The sequence below is a fragment of the Streptomyces atratus genome (genome assembly GCF_040655115.1).
In the GTDB taxonomy this organism is placed as follows: Bacteria; Actinomycetota; Actinomycetes; order Streptomycetales; family Streptomycetaceae; genus Streptomyces; species Streptomyces atratus_D.
In genome coordinates, this window is the sequence record NZ_JBFAJH010000032.1 from 1 (window position 1) to 16,506 (window position 16,506).

Consider the following 16,506-nt stretch of genomic DNA (forward strand, 5'->3'; position numbering starts at 1 on the left):
GCGTCAAACTGCCGCGGCCGCCCTTGGAGCGACGACGGCAGTTTGACGCCAGGACCTAGGGTGTCAGCCGTGTCCACTCCCACTGTGCCCACCGGCCGGCCGAGCACGGGCTCCGTGCGCGATCCACGAAGCGAATGGGCACTGATACTGCTCTCCGCCGCGTCCGGGGCGGCGGATGCCTTCGTCTTCATCTGTGTCGGCCAGGTCTTCGCCGGGGTGATGACGGGCAATCTGGTGCTGCTGGGTGCTTCCGCCGCCGGTGCCGGGGAGGACGGGGTGGCGCTGCGTGTCGTGACCGCGCTCGTCGCGTACGGCTTCGGGGTCGCGTGCGGTGCGTGGATGAGTGAGCGGCTGCAATACCGGCTGTCGTTGATATTGCTGGTCGAGGTGGCGCTGCTCGCGGCGGGCGCCGTGGTGTGGGGGCTCGACCTGGTCCCGTCCGCCAGGGACCGGCTGGGGCTGCTGGCGATCATTGCCCTGGCGATGGGGATTCAGGGCCGTATCCGCGCGACGCCGACCAATTACTTCACCGGCACACTGACGTCCCTCGTCGGTCGCGTGGCGCTGCGTGCGTTGCGCGAGGGGGACGGCTGGGTGATCGGCCGGCTGCTCGCCGTCGTGGCGGGCGCGGCGGTGACCGCGTTGACGGTACGGCTCTGGCCGGGCGCCGCAGCCGTGGTCGCGGCGGTGCCGGCGGCCGGTGCGTTGCTGGTCGAGGTGGTGTCGGGGCGCGCGTCCCGGAAGTGAGGGTCGGGCGGACGGAGAGAAGCCCCGGCCGGATCGGGGGAATCCAGCCGGGGCAGCCTGGGAGTGGGCGCTGTGCGCGTCATCCACATATAGGTGAACGATAAACCATTGGATCCTGTTCCCCGGAATCCGCACCGCCCACTGTGACGCGGCACACCGCCTCCTCAGCGCGCGGCGTGCACCGCGGTCCCGTAGCGGCGCCGGAACTGTTCGATCCGGCCCGCCGTGTCCAGTACCCGATGAGTGCCGGTGTAAAAGGGGTGGCTCGCCGACGAGGTCTCCACATCGATGACCGGGTAACTGGCGCCGTCCTCCCACTCCACGCTCCGGTCGGAGTCGGCGGTCGAACGGGTCAGGAAGGCGATTCCCGCGGCGCGGTCGCGGAAGACGACCGACCGGGAGACGGGGTGGATGCGGGGCTTCATACGCGTTCCTTCCTTGCTGCTGTGGGGACGGGCTGCTCCTGGCGGTCGGACTCGACGGGTCAGCGCTCCTCGCGGAAGAGGACGTGCTGCCCCGCGGCGGGGTCGAACTTGCGCAGCACCAGTCGGTCGGGGTTGTTGCGACGGCTCTTGCGGGTCACGTAGGTCTGTCCGGTACCGGCCGTCGACCTCAGAGTGACGACGGGGCGGGCTTCACTGCGTGCCATGGGCACCTCCGGTCGATTCCGCCGACCCCATCCCGATCTTGTGGGAATGAGTGTCGTTTTCGTTCTGATGCTGTAACGCGAGTGGGTCCGGTGGCATTCCCGCTCCGCGCACCGGCGCGCGGCGACGAGGATCGGGCGTGTCGGCGGTCTTGAATGCCGGCTGCCGCAATCCCGCAGAGACCCTTTTCGCAGAGACCCGCGACTTTCGCGGACGGCGCCACGATGAGCGACGACGCTCGTTGATCGCTATGCCAAGCACAGCAACGACTGCCGGAGGAACGACAGCCATGCGCTTCAAGAACACCCTGACGACCGCAGCCGCCACGGCGATGATCGCCGTTTCCGCACTGACCACGGCGGGCCCGGCGGCCGCCGCGGGTGGCACCGCGCCCGCCTGTATCGCGCGTGAGGTCGTCAAGCAGAACAAGACCGCCTGGACGACCAACAACTGCGGCAAGAACATGCACATCCAGCTGGTCATCAAGAACGGTCCGGACCAGCAGTGCTGGACCACGCTCCCGGGCGAGACCCTGGAATGGAAGTGGAAGGTGGGCTCGTACGGGCGTATCGCCGTCTGTTAGCCGAGGCCGCCTCCCGGCCGCCGGAGCCCCTGCGCATCCGCGGGGGCTCCTCGCATATGCCCCTATCGGGTGCGGTGCGACGTGCGGCACCGGCGCGCACGGGCGCGCGCAGCGTCGTGCACGCCGAATGACTTGCATCAACACCCGGCAAAAGCAAGGCTGTTCGAAGAATCCGCGACTCAGGCAGCCTGTGGCATATGTCAGACGCAACAACGTATCGAGTGTTGCCAAATCACTTACGGGCCTCCTCGGCCTGTGCCACAGTCGTCATCGGTCACCCCCCAGACCTGGTTGTGCCGTGCCTGTATCGGAGTACGAGATGCCGCCCCATCTGTCCGCGGACCTCCCCGCCCCACAGCCACCCCAGCGCGATGCCGTCGACGTGCTCATCAACCGGACCCTTCGGCTGCGCGGAGACGTGGACGCGGTGCGGCAGGACGCCGTCCTGATCGACGAGGACGATCCGCTGCTGCGCTGGCAGCGTGCGCTCTGCGAACTGGCGGTCCATCACCTCGATGATCTCGGCACGCATCTGGGACAGCTGAAGGAAGGTCTGCCGCCCGGGACCACGGAGCAGCTCGTCGATGAGCCGGAGCCCGCCCGACAGGAAGCCCTCGACGAGCCACAGCCCGGTTCACTGCTCAGCCGCGTGGGCAGCGCCGAGTGGAATCTGCTGACCGACGAGGTCAGCTGGTCGGAGGAGCTTTTCCAGATCTTCGGCCGGTCCCCGCAGGCGGGACCGCTGTCGCTGGACGAACTTCCGTCCGTGCTGTTTCCCGAGGACCAGCCCTTGCTCACGTCCCTGGTGACGTCCTGTCTGGTCGACGGAAAGCCGATAGACGGCGAGTTCCGCATTCTGCGGACCGACGGCCGGACGCGCACCCTGCACATGATGGGCGAACCCGTCCTCGACGCGGACGGCTGTACCGCCTCCATGTGGGCGGTCCTGCGCGATGTGAGCGAACTGCGGCGCAGCCAGCGCGTGGTGAGCCGGACCCGTGATTCGATCCGGCGCCAGCAGCACATGGCGCAGACCGAACGACGGATGGCGGTCGAGCTGCAGGAGACCGTGCTGCCCCCGTGGCGCGGCTCACTGCGGCTCCCGCGGCAGGGACCCGACGCACTGGATGTGGCGGCACACTATCTGCCGTCGGATTCCAGCGCCCTGATCGGCGGCGACTGGTACGACGCGCTGGAGCTGCCCGACGGCAGGACGCTCCTCACGGTCGGTGATCTGACCGGTCATGGCATCCCGGCCACCACGGCCATGGCGATGCTGCTGGGCGCACTACGGGGCATGGCCGTCGCCGGCATCGAGCCTGGCGCTCTGATGGGCCATCTCAACCAGTTGCTCCAATCGTCGGCCCAGCCCGCTCTCGGGAGCACGGTGTGCTGCCGTTTCGACCCGGCGACCGGCACCCTCGCCTGGTCGCAGGCGGGCCACCCCGCGCCGTTGCTCTTCCGCGACGGAGCGGGACGCCCGCTGCCCCCGCCGGACGGGGTGCTGCTCGGAGCCGCGTCCGGAGTCGCGTACGAGCAGGACGAAGTGCACCTGCTGCCCGGTGACGTGCTGGTTCTGCACACCGACGGACTGACCCGTCGCAGTGACCGGAGTACGGGCCCGGAGGCACTGCTCGGTCTCGCGCCGCGCTTCGCCGAGGCCCGTACGGCACAGGAGTGCGTACGTACCGTCGTAGAGGAGTTCGGTGGGACCGAGCGCCTGGACGACGGATGCGTGCTGATCGCCCGCGTCGCGGCGTGAGCGCCCCGCAGTCCGCAGAAGCACGCGAGCGGAGCGCATAGCGGCACGGCACGGGAACGCAGGCGGACGAGATGCCTACGCATGCGGTGCTCGGACGGTCGGTTGTCGGCGCGCCCCTTCTTCGCGGCGCCGGCGGATCAGATCTCCGAACGTCTGGGCCGCTTGATGACCGAGCTCTGCGGCATGGCGAGCTCGATCTCTTCGCGCAGGTCCTGGATCTTCGCGTATCCCGCGAACTGACCGGTGAGCCGGTACATTTCGCGCAGTCGGTCCCAGGTGCGGTGCGAGGAAGTCTCCCCCATCGTCACCAGGGCGAGCCGTGCGTAACGGTCGGCCTGCTCCGGGTCGTCGGCGATGAAGCACGCCGAGGCGAGCGAGATGTAGTCGAAGATCTTGGAACGCTGGCGCCCGTTGACGCGCAGCTCCAGTGCCTGCTTGGCATGGCGCTGGGCAATGATCGCCACCGCCGGTTCGTGCTCGGCGAGCGTACGGAACGCCAGGGCCTGCATGCCGTGCATATCCGCCTCGTCGAACATCTGCATCCAACTGGGCGGCGGCACATCCTCCTTGTCCGATACGAAGAGCTCCTCGGCCTCGCCGAGGGTACGGCGCATGGCCTGCCCCCGGCCCATGGATGCCTGTGCCCACGCCTCGATGGTCTGGAGCATCGCCTGGGTGCGTCGCAGCACCATGTCCCCTGAGCCGGACTTGGCCAGCTTCATCAGGTCCAGGGCGTCGTCGGGACGGCCCAGGTGGACCATCTGACGGGCCGCCCGGGAGAGCGCCTCGCCCGCGCGCGGACGGTCGCCTCCCTCGCGCGCCGCATGGGCGGCGATGACGAAGTACTTCTGGGCGGTGGGTTCCAGACCGATGTCGTGGGACATCCACCCCGCGAGAACGGCGAGGTTGGCAGCGACGCCCCAGAGGCGGCGCTGCAGATGGTCGGGGTGGCGGTAGGCGAGAATGCCCCCCACCTCATTGAGCTGGCCCACGACGGCCTTGCGCTGGAGTCCGCCGCCCCGGGAGGCGTCCCAGGCGCGGAACACCTCGACGGACCGCTCCAGTGCCTCGATCTCCTCCGATCCGATGGGGGCGGCCTCGTACCGGTCGAAGCCGGCCTGGTCCGCGTGGAGGGGATCGTCGTTCCGTGGAGCGTCGGCCGCCAGAACAGGGTCGGTGTGCAGCCAGTCGTGCATGGGTCCGGTGATGGTCGATCCTGCGGCGAGCGCGGCGCCCGCGCTCACCAAGCCGCGTCGGTTGAGCATGAGGTCCATTCCCGTGAATTCGGTGAGGACCGCTGCCGTCCGTTCGGGCGCCCACGGCAGTCCGTCGGGATTGTTCTGCGTCCCGACCTCTTGCTGCTTCCCCACACGCCCGCGCCGGCCGAACCCGAGGTCCTCGATGGTCACGACACGACCGAGCCGCTCGGTGAACAGGGCAGCCAGCACTTTGGGCACGGGATCGCGGGGGGATTCCCCCATGTCGATCCAACGCCTCACCCGCGAGGTGTCGGTGGCCAGCTGCGGGTGGCCCATGGCCGCCGCCTGCCGGTTCACCATTCTCGCGAGTTCGCCCTTGGACCAGCCGGCAAGGCCGAACAGGTCGGACAGGCGGGTGTTGGGTTCTCCGGTCACGTCAAGCCCCCAGGTTCTCGGCTGTGTTGACACTAACCCCCTGTCAGATGCGTTGCGACTATTCGCCAGGGTTCGCCAGGGTTCGCCAGATGGTCCGCAACCCGCGGTCCGGTGTCAGGTAGGAAAGCGCCACCCCGTCCGGCAGCCCTAGGTACTCCCCAGGGTGCCGAACGGCCGCCGGCCGGGGCGGCGTACGCAACCAGTCGGCGCACGAAGGGATCTGTCTCGCCCATGTACACAGCATCGTCCTCCGTGTCCGTCCCGCCCCGGCCGCTGCGTCCCATGGGAGCGGGCGGCGGACCGTACCTCGACCCCCGTGCCGTACCGTCGGCTCCGGGCACGGTCCGGCCCAGGCGGCCTGCGGGACCGGGTGCCGCACGGCTCAGCGGAAGGCTGGACCTGTCCGGCCCGCAGGGTGCACAGCTGAGGATGGCGATCGCCTCCGTGCACCGGATCTGCCCGGAGTTCAATCCGGTCCAGGTGCTGCGGCGCAGCGGGCGTTCAGTGCTCATCGTCGGTACCACCGGGCGCGCCACCGCGGTCGCCAAGTGTTTACTGGACCACTCCCCCGCCTGGTCCGAGCGGTTCCGCCACGAGATAGCGGCGTACCGGGTGTTCGTCCGGCACCGCCCGCCGGTCCGGGTACCGCGGCTCATCGCCGCGGATCCCGAGAACTGCACCCTGGTCATCGAGCGGATGCCGGGACGGGTGGCGGCGCTGACGAGACACCCGGCGGAGGCTCCGCCCCGCGCCGATGTGAGGGCCGCGCTCGGCGCGATCAGCCGGGTCAACGCGTGGCGGCCGGCCGCGGGGCTCTTCGACTCCCCGCTGGACTACGCCTCACGCATCGCCCGCTACCACGCGCTGGGGCTCTTCACCGACCGCGATCTGGGCGACCTGCAGAAGCTGTTGCACGGTCTGGCGCATGCGGGCGGCCGCCAGGGCATGGGGCAGTTCTGCCACGGTGACGCACTGCTCTCCAACATCCTGCTGTCGCCCACGGGTCCGGTGCTGGTGGACTGGGAGCACGCGGGCTGGTATCTGCCGGGGTACGACCTGGCGACGCTGTGGACGGTGCTGGGTGACGCGCCGGTGGCGCGGCGGCAGATCAGCCAACTGGCGCAGGCGGCAGGGCCCGCGGCGCGGGATGCGTTCCTGGTGAACCTGATGATCGTACTGACACGGGAGATCCGTACGTACGAGACGGCAGTGCAGCGGGCCATCCGGGACGGCGTGCCCACGGGCGGTGGTCAGGACCGGCCGGGTGCGCTGTCGTCGGGCGAGGAGCAGCGGCTGCTGCTGCGTCGGCTGCATGACGACTGCGCGATGGCCCGACGCGCTGTGCGTGCCGCGGTCGGCACTCGCTGACGCGGCTCTCTCCGGGGGATACGTGCCGCGGGTCCGGTGCCGACATACCGGGCCCGCGGCATGCGGGCTCCACCCCGGGTCCCGGTCCGTCCTCACGCACTGAACGGGCCGAAGGCTGCGGGAAGGGGCGGGCAGGGCGAGCCCCGCAGGACTCACTCTGCCCGCCGGCCGTCATCGGACCCGCACGATGTCCACGTCGGAAGCCTTCACGAAGGCCACCCGGTGCCCGATCTGCACCGTCACATACTTCTCCTGGCCCTGGAAGTACGAGTGGTCCAGTGGGTACGACGCGTCGATCGTCGGGGCGTAGAAGAACCCGGTCGGCGCCTCGCCGCCGCCGGGATACGACTGCCCGGCCTTGATCGTGTACGGCAGCGCCGTTCCGACCCGCTTGTCCGCGAAGTCCGCGGGGTACTCGGACTTCTCCGGGTAGGCCACCCCGTACACCGGCACCTCGGCCCGGCCCTCCTTCGGGCGTAGGACGTAGCCGGCGGTCGGGACGGTGGTACGGGTGTGCGCCGGGGTCTGGAACCAGGCCTTCTTGCCGTACCACCAGATCGCCGTCCAGCCGGGTGCGTGGTCCGCGACGACCGCCTGGTGGGTCGCACTGATCTTGCTTCCCCAGTCGGCCGCGCAGTTCGTGCCGGGCGAGCCGTCGGTGTGCAGGCCGGGGTCGGAGAAGAGCGGTGCGTCGGTGGAGGGTTCGGTGTGGAGCGGGACGGCGCTGCTGCCCTGAACCGGCAGGTCGACGCCCTTCTCGCAGTCGCGGAAGGCCTGCTGGTTGTCCTGGAACCGGGGGCTGACGGTGACGAGCGGACTGCTCTTCGGGGCGCTCGGCACGGTCGTCGGCTTGCCGAGCAGTGCCATGAAGCGGTTCCAGTCCCAGTAGGGACCCGGGTCCCAGTGCATCTTCACGGTACCGGCCGCACTGGTGGGCGGCACGCCGTCGTGGCCGATGATGTGCTGCCGGTCGAGCGGGATGTCGTACTTGTCGGCGAGGTAACGCACCAGTTTCGCCGTCGAGTTGTACATCTCGGGGGTGTACCACTTCGCACCCTCGACGGCGACCCCCTCCTGTTCGATGCCGATGGAGTGGGTGTTGACGTACCAGTTGCCCGCCTGCCAGGCGACGTCCTTGTCCTTGACCATCTGGGTGACATGACCATCGCCAGAGCGCACCACGTAGTGGGCGGAGGCCTGCTTCAACGGGTTCTGAAAGATTTTCAGGGTGGTATCGAAGTCTTCCTCGGTGTCATGCAGAACAATGAATTTGATCTTGTTGCTGTGCGGTCGGTCCGCGGTGTCGTAGTTGCCGTACGTCTCCTTGTCGGCCGGATCGCCGGTCTGCCGGTAGGCCGCCGGGACCCAGTCGCAGTCGAGGTCGCGCGGACACTCGGGCCGCACCCCGTCCGCGCCGGCCTGCGCCGCGGGGGTGAGCAGCGCGAGACTCAGGGCGCCGACGGTGGTCAGGGCGAGCGTGAGTCTGGTCCTCTGCTTGGACGTCATGACAACCCTTCTTGGAGCTGTGCGCATGGAATGTCGTACGTGGTCCGATCTCACTGTTCCGCTATGGGCGCACACTCTGTGACCTGAGGTGATGGCGCGTCAAGACCACAGCGGGGGTTGCCGGTCGAGCCACTGGCCCAGACCACTGGCACGGGCTCTGACCTGTGACGGGAAAGCGGCAACCTGGTTCTGGCGGTGGGCCGTTACCTGGGTTTTACGGAACGGGGACCCGGCGCCGGAGCGCGTCGGCACCTTCCCTCAGGACGTACTTTTTGTGTGACTAATTCCGGGTGTGCGTGCCCCGGACTGCCCAGGGGTAGTGCTCGCGCGGACACGACAGGTACGCGCGACCCTGCGCGGAGACCTCCCGGAAAGGCCGGACGCACATGACTCAGCCCTTCACCCTGCCGGACTTCTACGTTCCGTATCCGGCGCGGCTCAACCCCCATGTCGAGGAGGCCCGACAGCACACCAGGTCCTGGGCGCGCAGCATAGGGATGCTGGAGGGGTCCGGCATCTGGGAGGAGAAGGACCTCGACTCCCATGACTACGCGCTGCTCTGCGCGTACACCCATCCCGACTGCTCGGCGGAGGCCCTGTCGCTGGTCACCGACTGGTATGTGTGGGTGTTCTTCTTCGACGACCACTTCCTGGAGCTGTTCAAGCGCACCCCGGACCGGGAGGGCGGAAAGGAGTATCTGGACCGGCTGCCCGCCTTCATGCCGATGGAGCGCGGGGCGCCGACACCGGAACCGACGAATCCGGTTGAGGCTGGGCTGGCCGACCTGTGGGCGCGGACGGTGCCGGGCATGTCCGACGCCTGGCGGGCCCGGTTCGCGGAGGCGACAAGGAATCTGCTCAACGAGTCGCTGTGGGAGCTCGCCAATATCACCGAGGGACGCATCGCCAATCCCGTCGAGTACATCGAGATGCGCCGCAAGGTGGGCGGAGCCCCCTGGTCCGCGGGTCTGGTGGAGTACGCGGCGGGCGCCGAGGTGCCCGAGCCGCTGGCCGACGAGCGTGCGCTGCGGGTGCTGCGGGACGCCTTCTCCGACGGAGTGCATCTGCGCAACGACCTCTTCTCGTACCAGCGGGAGGTCGAGGACGAGGGCGAGAACAGCAACGGTGTGCTGGTGCTGGAGACGTTCCTGGGCTGCTCCACTCAGGAGGCGGCCGAGGCGGTGAACGATCTGCTGACCTCGCGGCTCCAGCAGTTCGAGAACACCGCGCTCACCGAACTCGGGCCGCTGTGCGCGGAGAAGGGGCTCGGCCCGGCGGAAACCGCCGCGGTGCTCGCCTATGTCAAGGGGTTGCAGGACTGGCAGTCCGGTGGTCATGAGTGGCACATGCGCTCCAGCCGCTACATGAACAACGACGGGGCCGGTGAGGCCGTCCTCGGCTTCGGTATGTCCGCGGCGTCGATCCGGTTCACTCCGCGTTCGGAGTCGGCCCGGCTGCGCAGCCACACCCATGTGCCGTACCGGCACGTCGGTCCGTCGCTGCTGCCCGACTTCGACCTGCCGTTCGGCACGACGCTCAGTCCGCATCTGGACGGGTCCCGGGTCCGAATCGTCGACTGGGCGCGCCGGATGGGGATCCTGGAGGCACAGCCGGGCGTGCCGGGATCGCACATCTGGGACGAGAAGCGGCTCGTCGCGATCGATCTGCCGCTGTGCGCGGCGGGTCTGCATCCGGACGCGACGCCGGACGAGCTGGACCTCTCCTCGCAGTGGCTGGCCTGGGGGACGTACGGCGACGACTGGTTCCCGGTGGTGCACGGGCGGCCGCGTGACCTGGCCGGGGCGCGGCTGGCCAACGAGCGACTGTCGCTGTTCATGCCATTGGACGGTTCCGCGAGGCCGGAACCCGTGAACGCGCTGGAGCGCGGTCTCGCCGATCTCTGGGAGCGGACCTCGGCCCCGATGGACGACAGCGCACGACGCGCGTTCCGTACGGCCATCGAGTCGATGACGGCGAGCTGGCTGTGGGAACTGGCCAATCAGGCACAGAACCGGATCCCGGATCCGGTGGACTACATCGAGATGCGGCGTCTGACGTTCGGTTCGGATCTCACGATGAGTCTGTCCCGGCTCGGTCACGGCAGGAAGGTGCCGGAAGAGATCTACCGCAGCGGTCCGCTGTGCTCCCTCGAGAACGCCGCCGCCGACTACGCATGCCTGCTCAACGACCTTTTCTCGTACCAGAAGGAGATCGAGTACGAGGGGGAGGTGCACAACGGCGTCCTGGTCGTGCAGAACTTCTTCGGGGTCGACTATCCGACCGGGGTGGCGATCGTGCACGACCTGATGAACTCCCGGCTCCGCCAGTTCCTCCATGTCGCCGAACAGGAACTCCCCGTCCTGTACGACGACTTCGGGCTGGACGCCGAGGCGAAGGAGATCCTGGCGGACTATGTCCAGGAGCTCAAGCACTGGATCGCGGGCATCCTGATCTGGCACCGGGGCTGCCGGCGCTACCGCGAGGAGGATCTGCGGCGCGGTACCGGCGCCCCGTGGCACCTCAGTGGTCCCACGGGGCTCGGCATCTCGGCGGCGCGGGTGACCGCGCTGTTCGCTCAGCCCTCGGCGACCAGCGTGTAGCGACCACCCGCACGGACCTTGAAGACCTTCTTGCCGTTCGCGAACAGTGAGCTGCGGACGGTCACTTCGCGGCTGCGGCTCGCCGTGATCACCACACGGCGGGCCTGCCCCGCGGACCATTCGATGCCGACGGTGAAGCCTCGCCGGGCGCGCAGTCCGCGGACCGACCCTTCCGGCCGGCCGGCCGGGAGGGCGGGGAGGATCTCGACCTCGCCGTACGGGCTCTGCAGCAGCATCTCGGCAGTGCCCGAGGTGGCACCGACGTTGCCGTCGATCTGGAACGGCGAGTGGGTGTCCCAGAGGTTGGGGAGGGTGGAGCTCTTCAGCTGTTCCGAAAGCATCGTGTGGGAGTGGTCGCCGTCGCGCAGCCGCGCCCAGAAGTTGATCCTCCACGCCTTGGACCGGCCGGTGCCGCCGTCACCGCGCGCCCCGAGGGAGACCCTGGCGGCCTGGGCCCACTTGCTGCCGGGTTCGATCTGCCGCCCGGGATGCAGGGCGAACAGGGGCGAGACCTGACGGTGTTCGTCGGCCGGGTCGTCGCGGTCGGTCTTCCACTCCTGGAGCTGGCCCGTTGTCCTGGAACACGCCCCGTACGGTGAGCCGGACCCCCGCGGCGGTGGCCGAGAAGTCGCTGCGCGGCAAGGTGCAGCGGAGCGTGAAAGAGACCTGTCCCGGACGGTCCGCGGCGAGGCGGCCGACGATGACCCTGCCGGGGTGGGAAACGAAGAACTCTCTGGTGCGGCGGGCGTCCTGGTGGGTGTAGGCGTCGGGGGCCTTCGCCAGGTCCAGCAGCAGGTCGCCGAAGACCTGGAACGTGATCGTCGTACATCGCGTGACCCCAGGTGTCCTACCGCATGAGGCTGAAGGTCCGACGAATGGCCGGACAAGACGCATGACAAAGCAGCCTCTTGGACAGAGGCTGCGACTACATGGACAGAAGTGACCCCATGGCCGCCCGATCAGTACGGACGGCCCCATAGGATGCGGGAGGAGGAGCAGGGACGTTTCAGCCCTGCTGGAACAGCTCGGCCGGCAGCGGCTTCAGCAGGGTGTACAGATCGTCGGTGATCGGCCGGTCCCAGCTGGCGATGGTGACGAGCACGCCGTCGCTGCGGTCGAACTGGACGCAGGAAATCCGGGTCTCGGAGAGCTTGACGCGCCGGACGATCAGCAGGTTGTCGCCCTGCATCACAGGCATGTCATCGGTGCCGGTCACCTCGACCGGCTCGTCGTTCTCCAGTGCGAGCAGCAGCTGCGCGACCTCGAAGGGGACCTGGCCCTCCTCGGTCTCGCGGGCGGGCGAGCCCTCCGGGAGATTACCGATGATCATCGCGGGTCCGCGGCCGCCGAACAGGTCGTACCGCAGGAAGACGCCCTGACAGCTCCCGTCGGGGGCGGGAAGCAGACCGGCGCCGAGATTTCCGGGCCAGTCGCCCGGGTCCATGGCCAGGACGTCGAAATCCGGGCCCGCGGGTGTGGCGGCGCTACGGCGGCGGAGGAAGGACATGCAGACATGTTACGTGTCCCGGCTCACCTTGCGGAGTCGGGCCCGGAGACCCTCCCGTCGGACTCCGCGGCAAGGGCCTGCAGCACCCCTACCGCCTCGGTGCCACGTCCATGGGGAACGAACAGGTGGTCGTGGTGGTAACCCGCCACCACATTGCAGCTCACCCCCGCGTCCGTCAGGGCGAGTGCCACGGCGGCGGTGAGTCCGACGGCGTCCAGGGCGGAGTGGACGCGGAGAGTGATCCAGGCCGCCACGAAGTCGTACTCAAGCTCCGCGGCGAGGGCTTCCGCTTCGGGGAGCACGAGGGTCAGCCCTTCATGTTCGGCGACCGTGACCACGGGAGCGACTCCGGCGGGGACTGCGCCACCGGGCACCGTGGTAAAGACGTACCGGCCAGGATTCAGCTCCGGTCGCAGGCCGCTCAGCAGGGTTCGAAGATCACGCTCGACAGTCATGATCACCACGCTACTGCGGCACGTTCCGGGGGTGCGGGTGCGGTGCCGCTCGTGGTGGCGGACCATCGGGCGCGGTTGCCGCACGACGGTGTGCACCACTCCTGGCGGGGGTGCTCCTCGACGAAGCAGCGGACGCACCGTGGGGCGTGGCAGGCGCGCAGTGCGGCACGGACCGGTCCGGCGAGGAAGCCGATCGCGGCGCGGGGCGGGGTCGCGGGCAGGGCCTTCCCTCGCGGCGTACCTCCGGTCGGGCGAGGGGAGGCGAGGGGTGTGCCGCCGTCCGGCCAGGCCAGGCACGGGACGGCCGGGACAGCGGCGGCCGCGGCGTTGAGCCGGTCGAGTGCCACGGGCACGGGCATCAGGCTGCCCGCGTCGTCGGGGCTCGGCTCGTCGGGGCGGACGGCGCGCGCGAAGAGCGCCCGGACGGCGGCGCGCAGTGACCGTAGGGCGGCAAGGACATCCTCGTCGGCTGTCCAGCCCTCACCTGCCTGGGCAAGCCCGAGCAGGACGAGCCGCTCGCGCACCCGGACAATCAGCCCCGCCGTGGTGTCACAGTGGTGTGGTCGGGCTGTCCGCGTCGACGAGCGGAACCATCTACCTGGCCTCGGGTAACTGCAGATGGACCCTCGAACCGGGACAACCGCCTGTCGGTCGCGGGAAGCCAAACGGATTGCGCACACGCGGACGGGCCCGGAGCGGTCCACGCTTCCACCAGCAGCCGAGGTGCAGGTGGGTGAGCGGCCGTCGGGCGAGGCCGGACGTCAGGTGAGGTCGAACTCGCCGTCGCGGGCGTTCACCACGAAGGCCCGCCATTCGGCCGGGCTGAAGATCAGCGAGGGGCTGCCGGGTTTACCGGCGTTGCGCATCGCGATGAATCCCTCGACGAAGGCGATCTGGACATCCCCGGCCCCCTGGGTGCCCGGCTGCCAGTCCGCGTTGCTGAGATCGAGGTCCGGCTTGTCCCAGCCGGCAAAGGACTGCTGGGTGGTGGTGCTCTCCGCCACGTCGGCTCCTCCCGCTCGCCATCCCGGCCCAAAGCCTAGCCACCGTCGGCGGTCCCGGACAGGCCGCGGCCAAGTCGTTCGGCCGATCCGGGACGGCAGCCGGATCAACCGGTGGGCGGTTCGGTTCCGACCAGCCACATGGAGAAGAACTGCGCCCCGCCGCCGGGGCGGCCGAGCCCTCGCTCGACGACCTCCAGGTCCACTGCCGGAGCCGTCTCGCCGGATACAAGATCCCCCGGCAGCTGGTGATCGCCCCGCAGATCCAGCGCTCACCGAGCGGCAAGGCCGACTACCGGTGGGCCCGCTCCGTCGTGGAGTCCGGCAGCGGGTCTCAGGGCTGAGACGCGCCGAGTCACCCGAGTGCGTCACCCCGCGACCACTCCCGGACGTGCGACGCGGCCGTCCGGTCGTAAGCCATTCGGGCACGGGATACGCTCATCCGCTCACCCTGCGTGGCAATGGGCGGCGATCGCCCATAGCTTCGGCTCATGAGGAAACGACACATCACCAGCCTCGTATGCATGGCAGTCGTCTCGGCCACCGCGGTGGCCTGCGCCGAACCGTCCGTCTCCGCCGCCACCCCGGCCGTGCGCACGGTCCATCCGGGCCAGTCGATCCAGGCCGCCGTGGACGCCGCCCGGACGGGTGACACCATCGTCATCGAGCCCGGCACCTACCACGAGAGTGTCCTGATCAAGAAGCAGGGTCTGACCCTGCGCGGCACCGCGGCCCGGACCGTCATCAAGCCGGGCGCGACCGGGACCAAGGCCGGCAACGCCTGCGCGAAAGCCGGCAACGGTATCTGCGTGCTCGGCACGTCCGCCCACGCCGTCGACGGTGTGAGCATCCGCTCCCTCACCGTCTCCGGTTTCAAGAAGAACGGCATCTGGGCGTCCTGGACCAACGGTCTGAAGATCCGGCAGGTGACCTCCGAGACGAACGGCGTCTGGGGTATCGCCCAGGAGAGGTCGACCCGCTCCGAGCTGCGGAGCAACACCGCCCGCGGCAACGGCGACGCCGGCATCTTCGTCGCGAACACCGTGGCCGAGGAAGGCGGAGCCACCGATACCCATGGAACGCAGCTCCGTGGCAACACGCTGACGAACAACCGGATCGGCGTCACCGCCCGCCGCGTCCGCAACCTCACCGTCCAGGACAACACCTTCACGAGCAATTGCAGCGGCGTGTTCGTCGTCGGCGACGAGGGCAAGCCACAGGCCGGGGCGATGACCATCCACAACAACCGGATCACCGGCAACAACAAGTTCTGCGCGGCGACCCCCCGGCTGCCCGCCATCCAGGGCTCCGGAATCGTCCTCACCGGCACCGTGGACACCAAGGTGCACGACAACACGATCCGGAACAACGTGGGCGCCACTCCGCTCTCCGGCGGCCTCGTGCTGTTCAAGAGCTTCGTGGGCGCCCACAACAGCGGCAACACCATCAGCCGCAATGTGGTGCTGGGCAACCGGCCCGCGGACCTGGCCAACCAGGAAGCCGGACGGAACAACACCTTCGTCGGCAACACATGCGCGACGTCCGCACCGACCGGCATGTGCTGACCGCGACCCCCGCACGAGAAGAAGCGAGACGGTATGACCACCGTGAGCACCACCAACCCCATCCCCACCACTCCCCTGCACACCCCGCAACCGGGAATGCGGCTGCGCGAGATCGTCTTCGGCGCGGCCTGCGCCGCGGCTGTGCGCGCGGCAGCCCGGCTGGGCATCGCCGACGCGCTCGGCGAGACGCCGGCCACCGCGGCCGAGCTGGCGGCGGAGGTGAAAGTCGAGCCGGAGCCACTGCGCCGGCTGCTGCGCGCCCTGTCCTGCTACGGAATCTTCGCCGAGACCGCGGACGGAGGCTTCGTCCACACCGACATGTCCCGGCTGCTGCGCGAGGACGACCCGAACAGCTTGCGGTACATCTCCCTGTGGTGCACCGAGCCCTGGACCTGGGAGGTCTGGCCACGGCTGGACGACGCGGTACGCTCCGGCACGAGCGTCTTCCCCGACGTGTACGGGAAAGGGTTCTTCGACTACCTCCACCAGGACGCGCACGAGTCGGCGCACATCTTCAACCGCGCCATGACCACCTCCAGCATGCAGTCCGCGCTGGATGTCGCCGAACTCCTCGACCTCGCCGGGGTGTCCGAGGTCGCGGACATCGGCGGCGGTCAGGGGCACGTGCTCGCCAGCCTGCTGGAGAAGCACCCGAGGGTCCACGGCACGCTGATGGATCTGCCGGGTGTGGTCGCGCGCGCCGATGCCCGGCTGCGGGACGGCGGGACGCTCGCCGGACGGACGAGCATCGTCGCCGGGGACTGCCGCGAGGCGATCCCGGTCGAGGCGGATCTCTACGTCATCAAGAACATCCTGGAATGGGACGACGAGAGCACGCGCAGGACCCTGCGCAACGTCATGGCGGCGGCCCGCCCGGGTGCCCGGGTCGTGATCATCGAGAACCTGGTCGACGACACCCCGTCGATGCGGTTCACCACCGCCATGGACCTGCTGCTGCTCCTCAACGTCGGCGGCGCGAAGCACACCAAGGAAAGCCTGATCGGGCGGATGGAGGAAGCGGGGCTGATCGTCGACGACATCAGTCCGGTCAACGGATATCTGCACGCGTTCGAGTGCATCGTGCCCAGCTGAACCGTTTCGCCACAACGGAATCGCCCCGGGCCCGGCTCT

14 protein-coding genes and 4 pseudogenes are annotated in these 16,506 nt (G+C 69.2%); 8 read left to right on the forward strand and 10 right to left on the reverse strand.

What is annotated here, in order from left to right; translation table 11 throughout:
• Positions 1-69: 69 nt before the first annotated feature.
• Positions 70-747: a YoaK family protein gene (locus tag AB0I23_RS27510; protein WP_359113186.1), complete on the forward strand. Its 678-nt coding sequence runs from the start codon at positions 70-72 to the stop codon at positions 745-747.
• A 164-nt stretch (positions 748-911) separates the two neighbouring features.
• Here the strand turns inward: AB0I23_RS27510 and AB0I23_RS27515 are convergent, their stop codons facing one another.
• Both AB0I23_RS27515 and rpmG read right to left on the reverse strand, forming a co-directional pair.
• Positions 912-1,172: a type B 50S ribosomal protein L31 gene (locus tag AB0I23_RS27515; protein WP_359113188.1), complete on the reverse strand. Its 261-nt coding sequence runs from the start codon at positions 1,170-1,172 to the stop codon at positions 912-914.
• Positions 1,173-1,231: 59 nt separating this feature from the next.
• The gene (gene rpmG / locus AB0I23_RS27520) at positions 1,232-1,396 is read right to left on the reverse strand and encodes a 50S ribosomal protein L33 (RefSeq protein ID WP_267007047.1); all 165 of its coding nucleotides are present in this window, start codon (positions 1,394-1,396) and stop codon (positions 1,232-1,234) included.
• 287 nt (positions 1,397-1,683) lie between these two features.
• Between rpmG and AB0I23_RS27525 the strand changes: the two genes are divergently transcribed.
• Entirely contained in the window at positions 1,684-1,977 is a 294-nt protein-coding gene (locus AB0I23_RS27525) for a hypothetical protein (RefSeq protein ID WP_359113190.1), read from the forward strand.
• A gap of 319 nt (positions 1,978-2,296) precedes the next feature.
• Positions 2,297-3,739: a PP2C family protein-serine/threonine phosphatase gene (locus AB0I23_RS27530; protein ID WP_359113300.1), complete on the forward strand. Its 1,443-nt coding sequence runs from the start codon at positions 2,297-2,299 to the stop codon at positions 3,737-3,739.
• A gap of 137 nt (positions 3,740-3,876) precedes the next feature.
• Here AB0I23_RS27530 and AB0I23_RS27535 read toward each other — a convergent pair whose 3' ends face one another.
• Positions 3,877-5,373: a DNA-binding protein NsdB gene (locus AB0I23_RS27535; RefSeq protein ID WP_359113192.1), complete on the reverse strand. Its 1,497-nt coding sequence runs from the start codon at positions 5,371-5,373 to the stop codon at positions 3,877-3,879.
• Between the two features lie 231 nt (positions 5,374-5,604).
• Between AB0I23_RS27535 and AB0I23_RS27540 the strand changes: the two genes are divergently transcribed.
• Positions 5,605-6,741, forward strand: coding sequence for an aminoglycoside phosphotransferase family protein (locus AB0I23_RS27540; RefSeq protein WP_359113194.1), 1,137 nt, complete (start codon positions 5,605-5,607; stop codon positions 6,739-6,741).
• Positions 6,742-6,912: 171 nt separating this feature from the next.
• On the opposite strand, the gene AB0I23_RS27545 is transcribed toward AB0I23_RS27540, so the two are convergent.
• Positions 6,913-8,247 carry an N-acetylmuramoyl-L-alanine amidase gene (locus tag AB0I23_RS27545; protein ID WP_359113196.1) on the reverse strand — a complete coding sequence of 445 codons (1,335 nt, stop codon included), beginning with the start codon at positions 8,245-8,247 and terminating at the stop codon, positions 6,913-6,915.
• Between the two features lie 386 nt (positions 8,248-8,633).
• Between AB0I23_RS27545 and AB0I23_RS27550 the strand changes: the two genes are divergently transcribed.
• Positions 8,634-10,847, forward strand: coding sequence for a terpene synthase family protein (locus AB0I23_RS27550; protein ID WP_359113198.1), 2,214 nt, complete (start codon positions 8,634-8,636; stop codon positions 10,845-10,847).
• On the opposite strand, the pseudogene AB0I23_RS27555 reads toward AB0I23_RS27550, so the two are convergent.
• The 6 genes and pseudogenes from AB0I23_RS27555 to AB0I23_RS27580 all read right to left on the reverse strand — a co-directional run.
• Positions 10,823-11,416, reverse strand: a pseudogene (locus tag AB0I23_RS27555) (glycosyl hydrolase family 95 catalytic domain-containing protein); the annotation flags it as partial. The gene AB0I23_RS27550 and the pseudogene AB0I23_RS27555 sit on opposite strands and share 25 nt — an antisense overlap.
• A gap of 64 nt (positions 11,417-11,480) precedes the next feature.
• Positions 11,481-11,825, reverse strand: a pseudogene (locus AB0I23_RS27560) (hypothetical protein); the annotation flags it as partial.
• Positions 11,826-11,853: 28 nt separating this feature from the next.
• Positions 11,854-12,354, reverse strand: a complete 501-nt coding sequence (locus AB0I23_RS27565) for a hypothetical protein (protein ID WP_030928952.1) — start codon at positions 12,352-12,354, stop codon at positions 11,854-11,856.
• A gap of 23 nt (positions 12,355-12,377) precedes the next feature.
• Positions 12,378-12,809, reverse strand: coding sequence for an ACT domain-containing protein (locus tag AB0I23_RS27570; protein ID WP_359113200.1), 432 nt, complete (start codon positions 12,807-12,809; stop codon positions 12,378-12,380).
• 39 nt (positions 12,810-12,848) lie between these two features.
• Positions 12,849-13,279 (reverse strand): annotated as a pseudogene (locus AB0I23_RS27575) (ABATE domain-containing protein); the annotation flags it as partial.
• Between the two features lie 291 nt (positions 13,280-13,570).
• Complete coding sequence (locus AB0I23_RS27580; protein WP_359113203.1) at positions 13,571-13,813, reverse strand: DUF397 domain-containing protein; 243 nt, start codon at positions 13,811-13,813, stop codon at positions 13,571-13,573.
• 143 nt (positions 13,814-13,956) lie between these two features.
• Between AB0I23_RS27580 and AB0I23_RS27585 the strand changes: the two are divergent.
• The 3 genes and pseudogenes from AB0I23_RS27585 to AB0I23_RS27595 form a co-directional block, all read left to right on the forward strand.
• Positions 13,957-14,154 (forward strand): annotated as a pseudogene (locus AB0I23_RS27585) (acyl-CoA synthetase); the annotation flags it as partial.
• A 147-nt stretch (positions 14,155-14,301) separates the two neighbouring features.
• Entirely contained in the window at positions 14,302-15,375 is a 1,074-nt protein-coding gene (locus AB0I23_RS27590) for a right-handed parallel beta-helix repeat-containing protein (protein ID WP_436847009.1), read from the forward strand.
• 33 nt (positions 15,376-15,408) lie between these two features.
• Positions 15,409-16,467, forward strand: coding sequence for a methyltransferase (locus tag AB0I23_RS27595; RefSeq protein WP_359113207.1), 1,059 nt, complete (start codon positions 15,409-15,411; stop codon positions 16,465-16,467).
• Positions 16,468-16,506: the final 39 nt, after the last annotated feature.